The 21,463-nt window shown below is 53.2% G+C and carries 15 protein-coding genes and 1 pseudogene; 6 read left to right on the top strand and 10 right to left on the bottom strand.

Features of this window, described 5'->3' with window-relative positions; translation table 11 throughout:
• Positions 1–8 precede the first annotated feature (8 nt).
• Positions 9–260 (bottom strand): helix-turn-helix domain-containing protein, encoded by a 252-nt coding sequence (locus MHH78_RS10055; RefSeq protein ID WP_076082198.1) that lies wholly within the window; start codon positions 258–260, stop codon positions 9–11.
• A gap of 452 nt (positions 261–712) precedes the next feature.
• Positions 713–889 carry a hypothetical protein gene (locus tag MHH78_RS10050; protein WP_341167299.1) on the bottom strand — a complete coding sequence of 59 codons (177 nt, stop codon included), beginning with the start codon at positions 887–889 and terminating at the stop codon, positions 713–715.
• A 115-nt stretch (positions 890–1,004) separates the two neighbouring features.
• Here MHH78_RS10050 and MHH78_RS10045 point away from each other — a divergent pair, with 115 nt between their 5' ends.
• Positions 1,005–1,253: a helix-turn-helix domain-containing protein gene (locus tag MHH78_RS10045; RefSeq protein WP_076082200.1), complete on the top strand. Its 249-nt coding sequence runs from the start codon at positions 1,005–1,007 to the stop codon at positions 1,251–1,253.
• A 470-nt stretch (positions 1,254–1,723) separates the two neighbouring features.
• Positions 1,724–1,966 (top strand): helix-turn-helix domain-containing protein, encoded by a 243-nt coding sequence (locus tag MHH78_RS10040; protein ID WP_340980017.1) that lies wholly within the window; start codon positions 1,724–1,726, stop codon positions 1,964–1,966.
• Between the two features lie 65 nt (positions 1,967–2,031).
• Here the strand turns inward: MHH78_RS10040 and cymR are convergent, their stop codons facing one another.
• Positions 2,032–2,451, bottom strand: a complete 420-nt coding sequence (cymR, locus tag MHH78_RS10035; protein ID WP_036732323.1) for a cysteine metabolism transcriptional regulator CymR — start codon at positions 2,449–2,451, stop codon at positions 2,032–2,034.
• Positions 2,452–2,727: 276 nt separating this feature from the next.
• Between cymR and mnmA the strand changes: the two genes are divergently transcribed.
• A complete protein-coding gene (gene mnmA, locus MHH78_RS10030; RefSeq protein WP_341167298.1) occupies positions 2,728–3,882 on the top strand; it encodes a tRNA 2-thiouridine(34) synthase MnmA in 1,155 nt (384 codons plus the stop codon).
• Between the two features lie 185 nt (positions 3,883–4,067).
• Here the strand turns inward: mnmA and MHH78_RS10025 are convergent, their stop codons facing one another.
• From MHH78_RS10025 to MHH78_RS10015, 3 genes are all read right to left on the bottom strand, one after another.
• Entirely contained in the window at positions 4,068–6,968 is a 2,901-nt protein-coding gene (locus tag MHH78_RS10025) for a glycoside hydrolase family 48 protein (RefSeq protein ID WP_341170301.1), read from the bottom strand.
• A 30-nt stretch (positions 6,969–6,998) separates the two neighbouring features.
• Positions 6,999–9,734 (bottom strand): glycoside hydrolase family 9 protein, encoded by a 2,736-nt coding sequence (locus MHH78_RS10020; protein WP_341167297.1) that lies wholly within the window; start codon positions 9,732–9,734, stop codon positions 6,999–7,001.
• A gap of 1,029 nt (positions 9,735–10,763) precedes the next feature.
• The gene (locus MHH78_RS10015) at positions 10,764–12,068 is read right to left on the bottom strand and encodes a replication-associated recombination protein A (RefSeq protein ID WP_341167296.1); all 1,305 of its coding nucleotides are present in this window, start codon (positions 12,066–12,068) and stop codon (positions 10,764–10,766) included.
• A 184-nt stretch (positions 12,069–12,252) separates the two neighbouring features.
• On the opposite strand from MHH78_RS10015, the pseudogene MHH78_RS10010 reads away from it, so the two are divergent.
• Both MHH78_RS10010 and MHH78_RS10005 read left to right on the top strand, forming a co-directional pair.
• Positions 12,253–12,645: pseudogene (locus MHH78_RS10010) on the top strand (IS1595 family transposase); the annotation flags it as partial.
• Between the two features lie 210 nt (positions 12,646–12,855).
• Positions 12,856–13,326 carry a GNAT family N-acetyltransferase gene (locus tag MHH78_RS10005; protein WP_076081665.1) on the top strand — a complete coding sequence of 157 codons (471 nt, stop codon included), beginning with the start codon at positions 12,856–12,858 and terminating at the stop codon, positions 13,324–13,326.
• A gap of 167 nt (positions 13,327–13,493) precedes the next feature.
• Here the strand turns inward: MHH78_RS10005 and MHH78_RS10000 are convergent, their stop codons facing one another.
• Positions 13,494–13,784, bottom strand: a complete 291-nt coding sequence (locus tag MHH78_RS10000; RefSeq protein ID WP_036690524.1) for a CD3324 family protein — start codon at positions 13,782–13,784, stop codon at positions 13,494–13,496.
• A 610-nt stretch (positions 13,785–14,394) separates the two neighbouring features.
• On the opposite strand from MHH78_RS10000, the gene MHH78_RS09995 reads away from it, so the two are divergent.
• Positions 14,395–16,410 carry a methyl-accepting chemotaxis protein gene (locus tag MHH78_RS09995; protein ID WP_076081666.1) on the top strand — a complete coding sequence of 672 codons (2,016 nt, stop codon included), beginning with the start codon at positions 14,395–14,397 and terminating at the stop codon, positions 16,408–16,410.
• 446 nt (positions 16,411–16,856) lie between these two features.
• Here the strand turns inward: MHH78_RS09995 and MHH78_RS09990 are convergent, their stop codons facing one another.
• The 3 genes from MHH78_RS09990 to MHH78_RS09980 all read right to left on the bottom strand — a co-directional run bounded on the left by MHH78_RS09990 (position 16,857) and on the right by MHH78_RS09980 (position 21,458).
• Entirely contained in the window at positions 16,857–19,067 is a 2,211-nt protein-coding gene (locus tag MHH78_RS09990; protein ID WP_341167295.1) for a HelD family protein, read from the bottom strand.
• A 138-nt stretch (positions 19,068–19,205) separates the two neighbouring features.
• Positions 19,206–20,507: an NCS2 family permease gene (locus MHH78_RS09985; RefSeq protein ID WP_341167294.1), complete on the bottom strand. Its 1,302-nt coding sequence runs from the start codon at positions 20,505–20,507 to the stop codon at positions 19,206–19,208.
• A gap of 192 nt (positions 20,508–20,699) precedes the next feature.
• Positions 20,700–21,458: a tRNA threonylcarbamoyladenosine dehydratase gene (locus MHH78_RS09980; RefSeq protein WP_036732338.1), complete on the bottom strand. Its 759-nt coding sequence runs from the start codon at positions 21,456–21,458 to the stop codon at positions 20,700–20,702.
• Between the last annotated feature and the right edge of the window lie 5 nt (positions 21,459–21,463).

Here is a 21,463-nt window from a genome sequence, read left to right as displayed (position 1 = left end):
CCTGCCGACTAGTATGGTCCGCAGGGCTGTTCAGAATTCCATGCCATCATTGCTGCCGATTGTTCATCGACTGCATTCAGGCCAACGGTCATATCCAGGGCAACTGCGACTTTCATCACTGTTTCGATGGATGGAACTGAAGAAGAATTCTCTAACCTTGCCACCTGAGCTTGAGTTATTCCGGCTCGTTCAGCAACCTGAGCTTGTGTGAGACCCAAAGACTTACGTCTGTTGGTGATCTGTACTACCAATTTCGCCATCTCACTGATCACTTTTTTTTCATACTCAGACTTATAGTCTGGTTCTTTTTTGTTTTATCAACCAACATGTCAATTGTATTAGTTGTTCTAGCTTATACAGGTCTAATTAGCGAAGTAGCCGGTCTTCAATGGGAGGAGATTGAGTTCAAAAAACGAACATTGATTATTTGCCTCCAACCCGCGTGTAGGGTTGCCTGAGATCCAGGCCAGTATCGGTAACACTTTTCAACAATCCCTTTGAAATCAACGGGTTTCAGTCCCCTATTAAATATAAAACATCTCATTCCCTATATCTACAGGAAGCTCGAAAAATGAGTTAAAGCCTTACTACAAAGCATTTTACGGGTAACAAAACACAGCAAAAGAGCCGCCCGGGATTATGGCTTGAGGGGTCTTCGTCTGCAATATCAAAAAGGCGGCATGAAAAAAGCACGCCCTTGTTTTGGAAAGACTTATAGTTTCGGGAAAGTCCCATCCTTCGGAAACGCTGTATCATATGACTTTTTTATATCTGCCTTCAGCTTCTCATAAAGCGGCTTTACTTCTTCCGGTGCACCTGCCTTCAGATTGACAGTATCATTGCCAAAGGTAACCCAAGGCATCAGCTTGGGGGGAACATATAGTTGCACTACAGCCCAGCCTCCTTCAGCTTGCGTCCCAATATTTGGTTTACATTCGTTATACAAAACACTATATTCTTATAAGAAGTTGATGATAATCAAGACAAGGAGTGGTGAACGGGTAATGAAGCCATTTAAAGACCAGCAGGAAATGAAAGAGTGGGTCTCAGAGAATATTCTCTTCACCTCAGAAGCCATGGAGATTATGAACTGCTCACGGCAGAACCTTCACCATTTTGTTCAGAAGGGCCGCCTGCTGCCTATCAAAACGGCGGGCCGGGAACGTCTATTCCTTCGCACTGATGTGTTAGCATTACAAGAATCTGTCAGTTCCTACAATCGCAAAGCTAAAGCAGAAAAAACCGATGATTAAGTCGTTTTTTTCGCTTAAACAACTATAAAACATAAAATATGCGAAAGACAAGGAATGAAGAACGACGGGATGAAACGAGTTGCAAAGATCGTGCTTTTGGGTGCCACCATTAGCGGATTGCCTCAATCATCAACCTGATCACTGCTCTGATTGATTAACTCAGAGACCCAGCGGGAGTAGCAAGACTCCCAGTAGGTTCCAGCGTCAAGGATCGTTCTTCTCTTCTTGATTATACCACGAAAGAATCAGTTCAAGCCTACCCTCCGATCAATGGACAGGACAAATCCAAATATATACTTTACAAACGTTAATTGAATTGGAATAATTAACATATAGCATATAAATCTAAGGCTTAAAGGAGCTGTCAACATGACCAAAAAGACGTATGAAACTATAGTCTATACTTCCTTCACCTTCAGCGTCATTGCTCTGCTGCTCACCGTAGTTACTTTAGTAAAGGTAGCCTGGTAATGTACACCTTCAACAGCAAAGAAGAACTGGCCGAATGGATCTCCCGTGAAGTCTGCGGTGTCTCGGAAGCGATGGAGATCCTGGAATCCTCCCGGCAAAATATTCACGGCTTCGTAAAGAACGGGAAGTTGAAGCCGGTGAAGGAGACAAGCCGCGAACGCTTATTCTTCCGCTCTGATCTGTTAGAGCGCAAGGAAGCGGCCAAGGCGTACCATACGAAGAAGGATAAGCCCGGTGAATAAGCTCAATCAGTTGTAATAGATAAAAGACCCTTCAAAGCCGGATGGCTTGAGGGGTCTTTCCGTTTTTAGATGTAGAACATGTAATTATCCGCCTGGCTCTCTTCCTTGAAGTTAATCAGGTCGGACAAGGTGGTGGAGTCCAGCACATCGGCGATGCTGTCGCGGATGCGCAGCCAGAGGTCGCGCTTGGCCGGGTCGTCTTCTTCGGTGAAGTCTACCGGGGAGATCGGGCCTTCCAGGACGCGGATGATATCTCCGGCGGTAATGGTGTTGGTCTCGCGGGACAGAATATAACCGCCGTAAGCTCCGCGGATGCTCTTCACCAGGCCTGCATTGCGCAGCGGGGCGATGAGCTGCTCCAGGTAATGCTCGGAGAGTCCGTTTTTCTCGGCGATGCTCTTAAGTGATGTAGGCCCCTCGCCGAATTTCAGGGCAAGCTCCATCATAATGGTTAATCCGTAACGTCCTTTGGTTGAGATTTTCAAAGGGGCACCTCTTTCGGTTTAGTTGCATATCAATGTATTCCGATGTCTGCTCTCAGCTTATGTTATCATATCTATGGACACATTTGAAACAGCAAACGGCAATAATTCACGATTTTGTTCTCCACTGGTGGACAAATTGTCAATTTCGGACCGTTTTTCGCTATATTTCATAGCAGCAGTGTCCTCGTTTGGGGTAGACAGGTATGGTATAATACACAATGAGCCGGGTGTTCAGTGAGAACGCCGGTATTTTGTGTACAGAAAATGGTGATCACGATGACAAAAGCTAATCAGGATATCCGGGTCGTCGTCGGGATGTCGGGCGGAGTGGATTCCTCTGTTACAGCGCTGCTGCTGAAGCAGCAGGGATATGACGTCATCGGCATCTTCATGAAGAATTGGGATGATACCGACGAGTTCGGCGTATGTACGGCCGAGACCGATGCCGAGGATGTGCGCCGCGTCTGCGAGCAGATCGATATTCCTTACTATACCGTTAATTTCGAGAAGGAATACTTTGATAAAGTCTTTTCCTATTTCCTTGAAGAATATAAGGCTGGCCGGACCCCGAATCCGGATGTGATGTGCAACCGCGAGATCAAGTTCGGCGAATTCCTGAACAAAGCACTGCAGCTTGGCGCAGATTATGTCGCTACGGGGCATTACGCGCGGGTCGTGGAAGAAGACGGCCTGTTCAAGCTGCTGCGCGGCGTGGACAACAACAAGGACCAGACGTATTTCCTCAATGCGCTGAACCAGTACCAGCTCTCGAAGGCCATGTTCCCGATCGGACATCTGCCGAAGCCGGAGGTGCGGAGAATTGCCGAGGAAGCCGGACTCTATACCGCGAAGAAAAAAGACAGCACCGGCGTCTGCTTCATCGGAGAACGCAATTTCCGTGAATTCCTCAGCCAATACCTGCCTGCACAGTCAGGCAATATGGTCGATATCGCTACGGGCGAAGTGAAGGGCCGCCATGACGGCCTCATGTACTACACGCTGGGCCAGCGCCAGGGGCTTGGTATCGGGGGCTCCGGTACAGGCGAACCCTGGTTCGTGGCCGAGAAGGATCTGGCCAGCAATACCCTGTATGTGGTGCAAGGTGAGAAGCACATCAGCCTGTATTCAACCAGTCTTATAGCTTCAGGGGTGAACTGGATCGATCCGGACACTCTTGGCGATACGCCGCTGAAGTGCACCGCCAAGTTCCGCTACCGCCAGCCGGATCAGGGCGTTACGCTGACGAAGCAGGCTGATGGAACCGTCCATGTGGCCTTTGATGTTCAGCAGAAGGCGATTACGCCAGGACAAGCCGTGGTCTTCTATCTGGGCGAGACCTGTCTTGGCGGCGGAACCATCGAGACGGCCGACAAAGTCGCGCCGCTCTGGCGCAGGTCTGATTGCACCCCAGCCAAGGGGCTACCCTTATAAAGAAAACACCCTAGTATGTGAACAGTGTTGGTGCCTAGCCCATTGTGTTCGGTTTTTCGCATACATGTTTCTTATTTCGCTTAAAAAAGAACCTTCAACACCACAGTGCGTGGAGTTGAAGGTTCTTTGTCTTTGATTAATCAGAATACAGAGTCACGCCGGGACTGGCTTACCGGACGGCAGCCTTATTGCGGCTGAACGCCCCAGACCAGCACACCGTTCAGATACAGCGGCACCCGGTTCCAGTCTGTGAAAGACGTTTTGGTTGCATCATAGGAGTAATCGTCCGCCTCATTGTAATTGCTCCAGTCGGTCTTGTTAATGCGCAGTTGAATCTCGCCGGTATTCGCACCCGGAGCAAGACTGCCCGCGCCCGCACTAAAGGAAATCTCCACATAGTGGTCCGCTCCTGTAACTGCAGGCTCAAGCTTCACGAAGCTGCCCAGCACATTGCTGCCGCCGAGAGCCGCATAATCGACATTGAACTGCTGTGCCCGCTCGCCGTCAATCGTGTAGTAATACCGTACCTTAACCTTGCTGAGGTCTACCGCTGTGGTCCCGTTATTGACAATCCGCAGCTGCGGACGGAACTGCGGGTCTGTGGCGTTCGTATCCGTTGTACGGTATTGAACGACCAGATTCCCTACGGCAGGCGTAGCGGTTGGTGCAACTGTCGGTGTAGCCGTTGGCACTGTTGTCGGCGTAGCGGTTGGCACTGTTGTCGGTGTAGCTGTCGGTGCGACTGTCGGTGTGGCTGTTGGCACTGTTGTCGGTGTAGCTGTTGGCGCAATTGTCGGTGTGGCTGTTGGTGTTGCCGACGGTGTTGCCGTCGGTGTAGTCGTCGGCGTTGGCGTTGGGCCGCTGCCGTTATTGATCAAGCGGTCATATTCGGCATAGGCTGTAGCCATGTCCACTTGTGACCAGAAGCGGTGGTAGGTGAACTCAGGTGCACCGTTGTCCCAGGTCTTGGTTGTTTTGTTGTACGAGCTATTGTACTTACCTTCCAGATAACTCCACTTGGGATCATTTTTGATATCTGGATACACATCGGTGTAGCTCGCATACACTCCATTACCGCCCTTGGCCGGATCGGAAGGTACAGTAGCGTTGCCCGGTATGGTATTTCCTTGGCCGAAGGTACCGCTCCAGCCTGCTGGGAAGTATACCTCTTTGGTGAAGAACCGGAAATAATCCGCACGCTTCTCAAGTGTCGTAATGCCCACTCCGTCATTGTAGCCCCAAGCCGTATCCAGCAAGGATTTGGCCAATTGTGAAGCGGTTCCGCCGAGCGCAGTATTGTTGCCATGCTCCGCTTTATTCCCTGCGGCAAAGAAGGTGAGCGCTTTAATGTAACTGCCCAGCACGCCGCTATCCTGTCCCGGATCTTTGGTCACTGCGTTCAGGCCGCTATTTCCGTTAAAAGAGCTGAACCCGCTCCAGGTATCCGGCTGTCCGTGCCACTCCACATTGCCCGGAATCCAGAACTCGCCGGGTGCGGATACGGTGGCAACCTGCGGATCATCTCCGCCCAGAATCCGGTTTCCTTGCTGATCCAGATAATAGCCGGCGGCATCCGTTACCGGACGGCTGCCCGCAAAGGCATAATCTGTAGACCAGTCAATCCAGTTCTCAATGGCCCGTTTGGCCATTTTGAAATTAGCCGAGGTGGTGTCCCCGCTGGAAGCCAGGATATAATACAGCTCTGCTACCCGTTCCATGCTCCAGGACTGCATCCCGAACCAGTTGTTGGATGGCGGGTCATGATAGACAGGAGCCTCGTCGTAGGCCATGCCGTAGAAGGTGCTTGTTCCTGCCGGATAAGCGCTGTAGGAGCCGTTATAGCTATTGGTCGCACCGCCTGCAATAGCCCCTTCAGAGGATTGCAGCCAGTTGTAGAATTCCAGCTGGCGGGTCAGCGATTTGCCCCAGTCCGTTCCGGCTGTTGCCGAAGACGGAATCAGCCCTCCGGCTGCGGTCGACAGCGCATAGGCTGCAACCACATTCTGATACCCCTGGTGCGCATGGCTGGCGCCGATTCTCCAGGCCCAGTCTCCGCCGGTTCCCAGGCCGCCGCCCCAGGCCGTATACCAGGCCAGCAGATACTGGCTGGAATCCTTGCCCGTTCCCGCTTCAGGCGTACCGTCAGCGGCACTGCCGACCTTCTGGAAATACTTATCGTACATGCCATAACGCAGGAAGTCACCCATTTTCTTGGCTTTGTTCAGATAGACCGTATTCGTATAGCCAAGGTCCTTGGCCCAGTACATGGCCTGCACAGCCCGCGCATCCGCATCCGTAGCATTCGTATACCGCCATTGTGCGGAAGGTGCGCTATTTTCCTTGGTGAACAGGGTCATGAAGCCTTCATTGGCTTTGCCGAACGTCTTGTTATCCTGTGAAGGGTGGCCTACGGCCTCCCAGACCGATTCCTGCACTCCGCGCTGGAAGGTGTTCACATAGCTGGCGGTGTGCGTAGGGTTCAGCAGATTGCCGAAGCCATACCAGTTGTCCACATCCACCAGCCAGTGCATCAGATAGGTCTGGTTATTGCCATAGGTGGCCTTCAGCTCTGCATCCAGCGGGTCCTTACCCGGGGTATACTTGCCGTTCAGTGCGCTTGGATACTGATCCGGTTGAGACAGCTCGGAGGCGTAGGTCGCCGGGCTGTTCGGGTTGTAGCTGCTCATGGTCGGCTGCTCCTGCACCCCGTCGCCTTCATTGATCGGAATAATGTATTTCTCCATGTTGTCCCAGGCCGCTTCGAGCTTGCTCCAGTCTCCGGTGTTATGGCCGTACAGCACCTCAAGCCACATCCAGTAGCTATAGGCCTCGGAGGTTGTCATATGCCCATAGTTGGGCGCCTCGCTGAGCAGGGTCTCCACTGAGTGATACGGGATGCCTTCAGCCGAGAAATAGCCGCTGGCCGGGTTTTTCAACTGGTCATACAATTGCAGGAATCTGGTCTTCTCCACCGATGCCGCCTTGGCGGTTCCCGGATGGAAATTGATGATCCCGCTGGTGAGAGACAAGGTGAGCACAGCACTCAGCGCGATAGAAAGCGGTTTCTTGAATGAACTTAGCTTCATCATTTCGGCATACTTCCTCTCTGGTATGGTTTAGGGTTCGAGGCCCCAGACAAGCGTTCCTGCACGGTACAGCGTGACTTTGTTCCAATCCGCGAAGGTCGCTTGAGTACCCCCATAGGAATAGTCGTTGCTCTCATTGTAGGCTGTCCAATCGGACTTGTTGAAGCGTACTTGAATCTCCCCGCTGTCTGCCCCCGGAGCCAGGCTGCCTGCTCCTGCCGCAAAAGAAATCTCCAGATAAGAGTCGGCCAGGGTAACAGGTGTACTAAGCTTCCCGAAGGTTCCGCTCACGTTGCCGCTGCCGACCTGGGCATAATCACAGTGGAATTCCTGCGGCTTGTCCCCGTCCACGGTGTAATAATAGCGCAGCTTCAGACCGCTGAGCGGAATGGCCTCGGTTCCCGTATTGACAATCCGGAACTGGCTGCGGATCTGGGAATCCCAGGGGCTCGTGTCATTGGTGCGGTACTGCACATGCAGAGCGCCGGCAGGCACAGTAATCTCGCGCGGCTTGGCAGTCACCTGGGCAGACGCTGTACTCTCGCCTACACTGTTCGTTGCAGTCACCACATAATAATAGTCCACACCATTGGTCAGCCCGCTGTCATTATAGACTGCTGCGGTTGCCGTACCCACTGTAGTGTACGGTCCGCCGCTCACCAGGGAGCGCTTGACTGTATACTTGGTTGCACCGCTGACTGCATTCCAGCTCAAGGCTACGCTGGCATTGCCGGGTACGGCCTGAAGGCCGGACGGACGGGCCGGAACCTGCGGTTCACCTGGGGTCCCGCCGCCGGAAGGCAGCTCTCCGTACACTTTGACACCTGCATCGTATACCGGGATATAAGGGTTCTTCGTTGCCGCTGAAGCATTCGCGGCCACTCCCTTGAAGGAGAAGTCATTGCTGTTGTCCCAGAAGGTAGTATTCAGCGGTCCGGCAATCCGGAACTGTACTTCCTTGCGGTAAGCAGACTGTCCGCCCGGATAGATCGGGGTGCCGGAGAAATCTACTTTGGTATAGTAGATATGGTTCGCTGCATCGTAAGGCAGCAGCTGCGAGACGGTGGCTCCCTGGTTATAGCCGCCTGCCTTGACGGTGATATCGCCGGGGCCATATCCTGCGGCAACAGCTTCACTGATGTCCAGATAGTAGTTGAAGGACAGCTGGCTGCTGGAACGGGCAGGCCATGCCGAACGGTTATTGAGAACCGCGCGGATCTCCACAAAATTGCTGCCGCTGGCATTCACAGAAGTCTCCGTGAACATCTCATCCTCACGCGTTTCGGCTGGCGGGAAGTTCGCAAGCGGGCTCTGTCCCTGCCCGCGGAGCATCATCATCCGGGCCAGAGAGCCGGTAAAGGCTGAATTGTAATCGGTTGCAACTTCATTTGAGACATAATCGCTGATCGCATCGGTGTAAGCATCGGTCTTGGAGGGTCCGCCAACGAGTGCGCCGTAGAGCACATGCCGGTGGTTGGCCGGAGTGGTCTGGCTGTCGCTCCAGGAGCCGTGTGAGGTGCGGTGGTGAGGATGCTCAGGTGCATTCGCGCCGAAGCCGATGACATAGCTGCTATTACGCGGATTATCGCCCAGCATATAATTAATCTGGCGCTCTGCGAAGGCCTGGGCGGTATTTTTTTTCACCGGATCAGTAACCCAGTCTGCATAGACAAAAGCAAGAAAAGCATGGTTGGCTGCATACCGCAGCGCCCCCCATTGATCCAGATGGGCCAGCCCGCCTGGAGTATACGCTACCCGGTCAGAGGTGCCGTTCACCCCGGTCGTCCAGAACTGCATATTGCGTTCCGTGGACTGGATGAACTTCGGGTCCTCGGTGATGCGGGACAGCAGGAGCTGCGCACCATAATGCTTGTCATCCCAGGATTGGGTCCATTGGTAGCCCCAGTCACCAGCCTGGTTGGTGCCCCACAGATCACTGGCGGCAATCGCCTTATCGAGATAGGTCTGCTCACCGGTCGCCAGGTATAGCCAGATACCGCCCCAGCTTAACTCATCCGCGTAACTACTCCACGAATTGTAATACTGCTTGGCGTCAGTGATAGTATCGGAGTAAGCTCCCCGGTACGTATCGGCAAAATTGTATAATTGCTTGGCATGCAGCAGGAGCTTGTCCGCATAAGCGGCATCTGAATCCCTGAAAATAATGGAAGCCGAGGCAAGGGCGGCGGCAGTCTCACCAGCCAGATCCGAGCCGGGATGTGCAGCATCAATCTTGTAAGCCGGGCGCGCCATAGGCATGACCTCCGCCGGTCCCCACCAGTTATGGTCCGCCGTGCCGTTACCCACCTGGCCCCACAACTCATTCGGTGCAGTATGCGCTTTCACAAAATAGTCTGTGGCCCAGCGGATATTGTCCAGAATCTCATCCAGCTGCCCGGACTGCACATAACCATCCTTGTATTCATAGACCGACCATGCCAGCATAGTCGCGGTGTACGCCATCGGAAATCCGAATTTGACATGATCCCCTGCGTCATACCAGCCACCCGTCAGGTCATGGCCGACATCGGCACCATCCTGCAGCCCCGAGTCGCCTCTCCATTCCACGCGGTTGTCCGCCGGCAGCTCACCCGAACGCTGTGCCTCGTAGAAATAGATCGATTTCTGCAGTGCCTCTGCATAATTAAATCCGGCGGTTGCCGCTTCGGTGACAGACGGGCGGACAGCCGTCCCTGAACCAATGGTGAAGGCTAACATCAGGCTTAGTGAAGCGATACAGCCGGTCTTCCGTTTACTTTGACTCATCCTTACTCATCTCCCTTCGTTTTCTTGCTTGTTCAGTCCGTCAGGACTCAGGCACGCACAAATACCTCCCCAGTGTCCATAATTAGACATAGTATTTGAGCACGTTCCATTTACCACCTCCATATTACAAATTAAGGTAAAATAACCCTACCTACACATATACCACATACAGTAAATTAATTCTATATATTTACATTATATTTTTCTGAGAATACCGGTTTTTTGTCAAAATATTTCCATTTCCATCATATTTATCGTTCAGCGTCAGCCATTGGTGGTGAGAATGTAGGAGTAAAATACAAAAGCCGAATCGCCCTGAGGAGTGCGCTTGTGCTTCTCGTTGGCCCGTTTGTCCCACGTTTGCTGAATTCAGGGGCATTAGTGCTCCTCATTCGCTCGTTTGTCCCACGTTTGCTGAATTCAGGGGCACTAGTGCTCCTCATTCGCTCGTTTGGCCCGCGTTTGCTGAATTCAGGGGCATTAGTGCTCCTCATTCGCTCGTTTGGCCCACGTTTGCTGAATTCAGGGGCACTAGTGCTCCTCATTCGCTCGTTTGGCCCGCTTTTGCTGAATTCTCAGGGGCATTAGTGCTCCTCATAACTCAGTTTGCCACCTTCGGCTGGACCAGAGGGATTTTTCCCTTTCATTTGCTCATACGGCCTACTTTCAGCCGATTCAGTGGGATTTATCCCTCTCATTTCCTACCTGCAGCCCACTTTCCACCGTATCAGAGGGATTTATCCCTTTCATTTGCTCATACATCCCGCTTCCAGCCGATTCAGAGGGATTTTTCCCTTTCATTTTTGACCTCCACCTTCCAGCCGACATTCGGCTAGGTAAATCATCCAGCGAAGCCTGAACATTCAGCACACACTGCCAAACGAGCACACCCCGCCCTTTACCCAGAAGCCTACAACGTCAAAAAGAGCAGCCTCCTCCAGTTATGGAGAATGGCTGCTCTCTGTTTGTAAAATGTACAGTTTGTTTGTTTGTTGGTTGGAGCAGACAGAGCGAGTTTTCTTCGAAGCCCTATTGCCCGCGCCGCAGCTGCTGGTTATGGCGGATCTTCGCCTCGTTGCCCTGCTCGGTGGCCTGATAGAAGACCTTGCGGGAGATTGCCTTCGGCAGATAGTCCTGCTTCACATAATGGCCAGGAAAATTATGCGGGTACTGGTAGCCCTCATGGCCCAGCTGGGCCGCACCTTTATAGTGCGTATCCCGCAAATGCAGCGGCACCTCGGCCGACTTCAGATCCTCCAGACTGTTCATGACGTTGGCGATAGCGGTCACTACCCCGTCTGATTTCGGGCTCTCTACAGCGAACAGAATTGCCTGCGCGATATTCAGCTTCGCCTCCGGCCAGCCGTTATTGCGGTAGGCATCCAGCGCGCTAACCGCCTGGACCATCGCCTGCGGGTTGGCCAGGCCAATATCCTCACTGCTGGCCGCGATCAATCGGCGGATGAAGGTCATCGGGTCCATTCCCAGCTTCTCCACCGCGTAGAGGAACCAGAACAGGGCAGCGTCACTGGAGCCGCGGATGCTTTTGTGAAAAGCGGACAGCACATCGTACTGCGTCGACTCGTCCGCTTTGACAATCGGACGGCGGATCGACTCCTCCGCTACCGCAAGCGTAATATGCACGCTGCCGTCATGCTCCGGCGCCGTAGTCATCGCCGCCAGCTCTAAGGCATTCAAGGCGCGGCGGATATCACCGTTCGCCATGGCGGCGATATGGAGCAGCGCGTCTTCGTCAGCCTTCAGATCCATGAAGCCGAGGCCCTTCTGCTCGTCAGCAAGCGCCCGCTTCATCGCGATCAGGCTATGTCCGCTGGTCAGAGACTCCAGTTGGAATAAGGTCGAGCGGCTCATCAACGCCCCGTTCACATAGTGGAACGGATTCTCCGTTGTCGCACCGATGAAGGTAATCGTGCCCTTCTCCACGGCCGGCAGCAGCGCATCCTGGCGGGAGCTGTTGAAGCGGTGTACCTCGTCCAGGAACAGAATCGTCTTCGAGCCGTACAGCGCCTTATTGCTCTGTGCGCGTTCAATGACCTCCCGCACATCCTTCACCGAAGCCTCCACCGCATTCAGCCGCACGAATTCACCTTGGGTGTGATGCGATATGATATGGGCCAGAGTGGTTTTGCCGCAGCCCGGAGGCCCGTACAGCAGGATAGAAGAGACCTGGTCCGCTTCAATCGCTCTGCGCAGCAGCTTGCCCTTGCCTACAATATGTTCTTGTCCAATATATTCATCCAGATTACCGGGCCGCATCCGGTCTGCAAGCAGCCGTCCGCTCCCGTTGTCTTCACCCTGCGAGAATAAATCCATCCCTACACTTCCTTGCTATCATCTAAGATTTCGATAGAATACATACACTTCTCCTATCATACCATACCTGTCCCGAACGCAAGTAGAAACGGCTTTGCCGTCCTTTTAAAAGACGGTACCGTTTCAGCGAGAAATAGAAGGATAAGTTATCGTGTGAAACATATAAATTCTATTATTTTTGGCTTGCAAAAATCACTCAGTCGTACGCTTCGGAAAATACATAATTAAAACACGTACTGGAGAGGTCAAACGGCAACGTTACCGCTGTAAATCCTGCCGTCAAACGTTTTATTTATCGAATGCATGATTGAGGGTTTTTCGCTGAGGAAAATGTGCCGAGTTGCTGTGTGATGAGGTAACACACGTAACCTTGTTTTACTGGCGGCATAAGATACTTGCTGCACTAAAACAAATTCCAACCGAAACATTTCAGGGAATCGTTGAAATGGACGAAACCTACTTCTTATACTCCGAAAAAGGCAGAAAGGACATCTCCGAACGTACGCCCCGAAAGCGAGGCGGCAAATCTAAGTATCGAGGCATCAGCAATGACCAAGTATGCGTAATGGTATCGCGACAAAGTATTTACAGCATTATCTGGCTTGGTTCCAACATTTAGACAGCAAGGAATACGAGAATACAATGTCGAATAAGAAACACATGTTGGTCAATTCTTGCTTGTTTACAGTAACGGACACGAACACCAAACTTCGATGTTCAGTGTATTCTTTCTGAATATATTGACAGGTAGTTCTACTCTAAAAAAGTTGAGAAAGGAAGTGAACTAATGAATATTCGAAAGGCTACGATTGAAGAGCAGTTAACTCTGCAAAACTTACTTCAATTTTATATGTACGATTTTACTGAATACACTGAGGTCGATACTCTATCTAATGGTCTTTACCAAGGGATGCCAGATTTTAATTTGTATTGGAATGAGCCACAAAGTCGCCATCCTTTTTTAATAATGGTTAGTGATAAAATCGCTGGATTTGCCTTCGTGAAAAACAAAGAAACTGGTAAAGATATTCATATCCTGTCACATTTCTTTATATTGAGAAAGTACAGAATGAATGGATTGGGTACAGCGGCAGCCAAACAACTATTTACCCTCTTTAAAGGTAATTGGGAACTCTACCAACTTGAGAAGAATATACCAGCACAAAAATTTTGGCTAAGGGTTATTTCTGAAATTACTGATGGCAATTTTGTAGATGAATTTGAGAATGGAAGAAGATATCAATTCTTTTCTGTATAGAGGCAAATTAGCATTTTTTATACGCCCTTCCATGAGCGGCTTTCCTTTTATCGAAAAATCAACATTATAATTTAACATAGCCTTATTTTTAAAAAGAGCATGACCCCGCCGCCAACGGCGGGAGCCATGCTCTTTGTTCTATAATTAGAACTCATATCCGTTCCAGACTAGCGGTTCATCGCCAGCCGCGTTTGCCGCATTTTTGAAATGATCTTGCGGATGCTTTCTTCGGATAAGTGATATCTCTTCTGCAGCTCGTTCACCGAGCAGCCGCTGCTGTGACTACAGAAGATCTCTTCGTTGCGGGCAGCAATCTCTTGCCGGGAGCCGCTGTTCTCGCCCCATCTTACCCGTTCTTCCGCTTTCTTCGGGATGTATAACAGCTCACCCTGTATGTAACCCTGCAGCTCTTCGAGCAGCCCCGGGGGGAGCACATCCTTTCCATTGACGTAACTCACGTTCAATTTCCTCCTTCAACAGGTGTATTCTGTTCAGTCCGATCACTGTACTGTTCTGAATAATCATTCCACCTGCCTCCTTTCTTCTCCTCAAATTTGGTAAATCACCTAAATTCATTATATTAAACCCTACGGTTATCGTCTACATTCATTATGGATCAGCGGTCTGTCAGTGGTTGGTCAGTGTCATTCTTTATATTGTAGTAACCGGAATTACATATCCGCTCGTGTTCGCTCATTATACATAAGGAGGCCTCGCGGCCTCCCGTTTAACAGGTCTCCGTCTTAGACGGAAACCACCTCGTATTCTGAAAACATATCTTCAGCCTCCTTCCAGAAGTAATCTTGCCCGGCCGGACACTTATTATTAAGCCACAGGCCGCCCCGGGTTACAAGTTCAAGAATAGTTATAATCGTTCTCCACCTGAAGGCTGGCACGCGAACTCTTTTGGAAAGAGGGAGAATTGCAGAAATATTGGAGTACATTTTTTGACGAAAAACTAATTATTTAGTCGATCCTTGTCGAAATATATATTAAAATATCTAGTTACTTCGAGATATGGAAATAAATTTTAACGTCCATCCATTCAGAAATTCAGGAGGAACTTCCATGCCAACACCGAAAAACCCCCTAAAGCGCCTATTCCGTATCACGAAGCTCAGAACTGAACTGATGCTGCTTATCATTACAGCCATTGTACTGCCCTCGCTGGCTCTGGTGGCCATATCGACACAAACCTCAGAATCGGCTCTGCGCTCCAAAATGGAAGACACCACACGCTCCAGCATCCACCTCCTGGATAAAACACTGTCGCAGCTGATTCTGCTGGAGAGCGCCGGAGTGAATGAGCTGGCATACGAGATGAGCAGCGCGGGGCTAACGAACCATTCTCCACAGCTGCGCAAGCTGATCGACAACTTCAAGCTGGAGCATCCTGAGGTAGATATCGTGGCGATAGGCAACGAGGACGGGAAATACATGTTCGCGCCGGATTCCAAGCTGGACAATTATGATCCCCGCATACGCGACTGGTACATAGATGCACTTAAGACCCCGGAGACAACATCGGTGATCGATCCCATTTTCTCCAAAGTAACGAACAGCTACATTCTGCCGATCTCCAAGGCTTTTCCGGACGGCAAGGGGGCTGTTACGATCAGCATCAGCATGAAGGAGCTTATGGAGCTGGCGAAGAATGTCAGTCTGGGCGATAGCGGATATGTCTTCATCCTGGACGGCAATAACAAGGTGATCTATCACCCTGCCATGGAGATTGCATCGGAAGCCACAGGCGCAATGACAGCAGGAATTAAGCAAGGACCGGCGGGTAAAATCTCCTACAAGGATGCTGCAGCCGATACGCAAATGGACGGATACTACATTACCAATGAGCTGACCGGCTTCACCTTGGCCGGAGTGCTTCCAGAGAGTGAATATACGAAGGCGGTCTACCCGATTCTGTACAAATCGGCTATCGTTCTCGTGGTTGCGCTGCTGCTTGCTGCAGTAATTACCTTCCTGATTATCCGCCGGATAACCGGGCCGGTAGAACGCCTGAACCGTTCGGCCAAGCGGGTAAGCGAAGGGTATCTGGATGAATTCGTCCAGACCAGCCGCAGGGACGAGATCGGTCAGCTTGCCGGCAATTATAATGAAATGGTCTCTTCACTGCGCACCATGGTGCAGGAGGTTGCCGAGACCTCCGGCCAGCTCGCCGCTGCCAGTGAACAGCTCACAGCCAGCACGGCCGAGAACAGCAAGGCAGTCGAGTATGTGACGGAGCTGGTGGAGGAATCCACCCGGGGCGTAGAGACCCAGGCGTATGCTTCCGCCGAAGTCGCTACAACGATGGAGGAGATGTCCACCGGCATCCAGAAAATCGCTTCCGCTTCAGAGGCGATTGTGAGCGCCGCTATACTTACGGAAACGGATGTCTCGACCGGCAGCTCCAGAATGCAGGAGGTGGGGGAGCAGATGAAAACGATCCGCGAATCGGTACAGCAGTCCGGCACCCTGATCGCTGAGCTTAACGGCTTAAGCACCAGAGTGGCTGAGACCAGCACGGCGATCTCCGCCATTGCCAAGCAGACCAATCTCCTGTCGCTGAATGCCGGCATCGAGGCGGCCCGGGCCGGTGAACACGGCCGGGGCTTCGCCGTAGTGGCGGGTGAAGTGCGCAAGCTCTCGGAGGCTACGAATAGCAGTGCCGGGCAGATTCAGGAGACCATCTCCGAGATGGTGGGCCTGATCGCCAGTGCTTATGATGTGATGAAGCATAAGGTGGCAGAGGATGTGGAGCAGGGCATGGCGCTTACTCTGGAGGCGGGCGAAGCCTTCCGGCAGATTGAGCAGTCCACCCGGCAGGTCGGCGAGCAGATCCATGAGGTGTCGGCCATTACGGAGCAAATGTCGGCCAGCAGCTCCCAAGTAGCCGCCTCCGTCCAGGAGATGGCCACCATCGCCCGGGCGGCGCTCGACTCCTTCCAGAGCGTAACCGCAGCTACCGAGGAGCAGCTTGCTTCGATGGAGGAGATCACCTCCTCCGCGGCGGGACTCTCCGGCATGGCTGCGGATATGCAGGGACAGGTGGAGCGTTTCCAGTTCGATGCGAAGAATAAGGCTTAATCATACAGAACCGCCCACAATGCAAAGCAGCGATCCTCCAATAAAGGAGAATCGCTGCTTTTTGTCTTCCATCAGGGCAACTCCGCCGGCCGTTACGGACTGAGTAGCGCTTATTTCGGATAAAGGTCATGATTTGGCAAAGTTACGGACACCATGGCCCTTATCAGCCGATATTCGGTTCATAAGCATCGATTGCTGAGACAATAAAGGCGCTACGGTCCGTTACAGCCCAAAAAGTGGCGTTTTCCTGAGAATAAGGGCGCTACGGTCCGTAAAGAGCCCGACTTGCCTTTGCGCTTATTGACGCATCGGTGGTTCGGCGGTTTTGGCGGCGCATCGGCGGTTCGGCGGATCTGTTTCGCCAAACCGCTCAACCGTTGTACCGGATCGTAGACGGATTGCCGCTGGTTCGGTTTCCGGGACCGCTTGACGCTGTCTCTCTCGGCCTATTGTACCTCTGGCTCCGGCCAGCCGGAGACGCTCTCCTCTGCGTTCAGTTGAACGTAAGGCGGCAATTCGCCGCCCCGCAGCAGCCACAGCTCATGCAGGGCACGTGTGCAGCCCACATACAGCAGCTTCGCATCCCAGGCCGCCGCTCCATAATGGGCGCTGTCTGCGTCTGCCAGAATGACGGCATCGAACTCCAGTCCCTTGGACAAGTAGACGGGCAGGATCGACAAGCCGCCGAGATATTCCGTGATGCTGCCGTCAATTAGATGAAGATCCTCGAACTGCGTTGCGAGCTCAGCGTACAGTAGAGAGGCTTCCCGCAGGCTGCGGGTCAATACCGCCACCGTGCGGTATTCGCGCCCGGAGAGCTGCGCCAGCGCGCTCTTGACCGCGCTGAGCCGCTGGTCCGCCGATGCAGCAGCCGCCGCTCCCGGCAGCACATCCTCCTCATAGGAGATCAGCCGCACAGGATTCCCGCTGCGGAAGACCGGCACAGCCAGCAGCTCGCTGCCGACGCCCGTGGACAGAATGCCGTTAGCGAACTCAATAATTTCCATCGTTGAGCGGTAGCTTCGGGTAAGTGCATGGTATGCAGTGTGTTCTTCGGCGAACAGCGTCTGCATCTCTCTCCAGGCATGCACTCCCTTGTAGGCGTGAATGCCTTGCGACAGGTCACCCAGAATGGTGAAGGAATGCCCCTTCACATACAGATCCAGTACGGCAATTTGGAACGGGGAGAAATCCTGCGCTTCATCGATCACGATATGGTCAAAGCGCACAGTACCTTCGTTACCGTTTAGAAGATAATGGATATAGAGCAGCGGAGGAAGATCCTCCTCGCGTAGAATCCCCTTCTTCAGCTCTTTGACGGTCTCCTTCAGCACGGATGGCGGAATCTCCTCCGGTGCTGCCGCCGGCCAGTCCTCCGGCACTTTCGCCGCCCGGAAGATCTGCTTATAGATGGCGAGCGGCTCGTATTTCGGCCACTTGGCGCTGTAGGCCTTCTCTCGGGCCGCGCCCTTCTTCTTGCGCTCCTTCAGCGCCGCCGCTGAAGGGCTCTTCTTCAGCTCCATCTCGATCCAGCGGTGAAGCCGCGCCATGACGCGCTCCTTGCGCTTCGCCGGAGGATACGGTGCGTATTCCTCATTGTGCCAGCGCAGAATCACCTGGCGGCTCAGCACCGCCCCGTCCCAAGGGCTGAAATCGCCCTCCGGCACAGCACTGGTCTCCAGCAGCTTGACGCTGGATTCAATGACGCTCATCAGCACCGTTGAGCCTTTGAAGCGCCCGGGGGTCTCCTCCGTGATGACCGGCATCGCTCCCGCCGTCTCGAACCAGCGGCTCATGACCTCCGAAGCATCCTGCTCCGGCAAGTCCACACCCAGCACCTCTGCCGCCCAGTCCGGGAACGTGCTCTGGGCAATATTGCCGACGCCCAACTCCGGCAGCACATCCGAAATATAGTCCAGGAACATGCGGTTCGGGGCGAAAATAATCATTTTCTCCGCCGAGACCTGCTCCTTGTATTGATACAATAAGAACGCCAGCCGGTGCAGCGCAACGGTGGTCTTGCCGCTTCCCGCGACCCCCTGGATGATCAGCGCCGTATTCTTGGCCGCCCGGATAATCTTGTCCTGCTCCTCCTGAATCGTGGAGACGATGTCCCGCAGCCGGTTATCCTTGTTCTCCCCCAGCCGGTAGACCAGGAATTCATCCGATACCGCCGGTGCGTCGCTGTCACGGTTATAGGTATCCGCCACCCGCTCCAGGATCTGCTTGCGGATCACCACGTTGCGCTTGAGATAGACCAGCCCTTCGATCAGCCCCTCCGGCGCTTCATACGAGGCGGCTTCCGTTCCTCCGGTAAAAGAATAGAACAGGCTTGCCACCGGGGCCCGCCAGTCAATGACAAGCGGACGGTCGCTTACCTGCTCGCGGTCTACGCCGATTTTGCCGATATACAGTGCCTTGCGGTCTTCCTCGTCATTGCCCTGAAAATCAAGCCGTCCGAAATAAGGCTCCTGCCTAAGCTTGGCAAGATCTTTGCGCTTCTGTTCCCTGGAGTCCTCCAGCACCTGCTCGGTATAATCGTGTCCTGTGTACACCGGTGTTGAACGCAATCGCTCAAGGGTGGAATCAATCTCTGTCAGCACGTGGTTCAGCCTGTCTTCTTCCTCTTGATAGGCACTTTGAAAGTTGTCTTCCAATTTCAGTTACCTCCTAAAAGTTGTGTGAGCTGTCCATCATAACACAGCAGAGCGGGGAAAGCCATATTTTTCAAACTGCTGTCCACGCGGAGGACAAGCGGATGAGAGAAGGGGTGCTTCCCCCTTCCCCCTTTGCCGTTAGCCCATCAGCGCATGCAGCACGAAGTTCGCAATAAACAGTCCGGCAATACCATACAAGGCAGGAGGAACCTCCTTGCCTTTGCCGGTAGCCAGCTTCACCAGCGGATAGGTGATGAAGCCAAACGCCATGCCGTCCACGATGCTGTAGGTGAAGGGAATCATCACCATGACCAGGAACGCCGGAAACAGCTCCGTCATGTCGCCGAGATCCATCTCGCGCACACTCTGCACCATCAGCCCGCCGATCACGATCAGAATCGGCGCAATCGCGCTGTCCGGCACATAAGCCAGCAGCGGGATGAACAGGAAGGTCGCGCCGAACAACAGGCCGGTGACGAGTGAGGTTAAGCCGGAGCGTCCCCCTGCCGCAATCCCGGCGGTGGATTCGGCAGCGGCGACCACCGGGCTGCTGCCGAACAGACCTGCCGCGATGTTGGCGAGCGAGAGCGCCCGCAGACAGCTTTTGAAGCGTTCCGGGCGTCCTGCCATCAGTGTCTGGGAAGAGATCAGGCCGATATTCTCAAACACCACAATCAGCAGCAGCAGGAAGACGGCAATCCAGAAGACGAGGCTGACGAATCCGCTCCAGTCCATACTGGCGAACACGCTGCCATAACCGCTGAACACATGCCCCGGCTCGGTATTCTTCGGCGCATGAGCGGCCCCCAGCAGATAGGCAAGCCCTGTGCCCACGAGCATACTGATCAGCAGACCGCCGCGTGTGCCGCGGATGAACAGCACCAGCGCCAGCAGCAGCGTCACCACCGAGGTAATGACCGCAGGATCACTGAAATGCCCGATGGCGACGAAGGTGGTGGCGTGAGCAATGACAATCCCGCTTTTTTGCAGGCCGATGAAGGTCAGGAACAGCCCGATGCCAACTGTGATCGCATGCTGCAGATTATGGGGAATCGCGTCGCTAAGAATGCGGTAGAGCGAGGTGAAGGCCACAATGGCAAACAGCACCCCGGTCACCACTACCACGGCCAGCGCCTCACGCCAGTCCAGCTTCATGGAATGCACCAGCGTATAGGTGAAAAAGGCATTGATCCCCATACCCGGGACCACGATAATCGGCGTTTTGCCGCCAAACGCCATGAGCAGGCAGCCTGTGACCGCTGTCAGCAGCGTGGCAACCATCCCGGCCCGCAGCGGCATGCCTGCATCGGCCAGGATCGCCGCGTTAACCATTACAATATATACCGAAGCGAAATACGACAGGATGCCGGCCGCCCATTCCTGCTTCCAGTTGTCGCCCGGCTCCATTCCCACGCTATTCCGCCAAATATTCGATTTCATGTAACAACCTCCACTTAAGTTCTTCTCATAGGATGTCAAATATCTCTCCACAAAACATACCGTAAAAATATCCCCACAAAGTGAGGGTCTGCTTCGATGTTTACTCAGGTACTTTGCGGGGGCCCCAAAACATACCGTAATAAAAGGGCATATAGCCGGAAGCCGGCTACACACCCTTTTACCTGATAGAATTCATTCAAATGTTATGCCGCCCGTTTCGAGCAAATCCCGTACCGTTACACTGACCATAATCAGGCCGACTACAGGGGGGACAAAAGAAGTACTGGCCGGAGGCTGCTTCGCCTTGCGCCGGTCCGGCGCATTCGCAGGCACAATCTGCTCCGTCACATCTTCGCGCGGCTTCACAGGCTTCTCGGTGGAGAAGACCACCTTCACACCCTTCTTGATGCCTTCCTTACGCAGTCTGGTGCGGATCACCCGGGCAATCGGGTCCATGGTAGTCTTGGAGATGTCGGCGACCTGGAAGCGGGTCGGGTCCATCTTGTTGGCCGCTCCCATGCTGGAGATCAGCGGGATCTTCCGGGCCAGACATTCCTTGATCAGGTGAATCTTATAGATAATCGTATCCGAAGCGTCAATCACATAGTCCAGCTTGTATTTGAACAGCTCCTCATACGTCTCTTCGGTATAGAACATATTCAGCGCAATCGCTTCGCAGTCCGGATTAATCAGCTTGATGCGGTCCACCATCAGATCGGTTTTGTTCTGGCCGATGGTCGTGGTCAGCGCATGGAGCTGGCGGTTGATGTTGGTAATATCGACCGAATCCTTATCAATCAGGATAATGCGGCCGATTCCGGTCCGGGCCAACGCTTCCGCTGCCATAGCGCCAACTCCGCCGATCCCCAGCACAGCTACTGTGCTGTTCTTCATGATCGCCAGGCCTTCCGGCCCGATCGCCAGCTCCGTACGCGAGAACTGATTCAGCATGATGT

The sequence above is a fragment of the Paenibacillus sp. FSL H3-0333 genome (assembly GCF_038002805.1).
Taxonomy (GTDB): Bacteria; Bacillota; Bacilli; order Paenibacillales; family Paenibacillaceae; genus Paenibacillus_AQ; species Paenibacillus_AQ silagei.
This window is presented reverse-complemented; position numbering and strand designations above follow the sequence as displayed.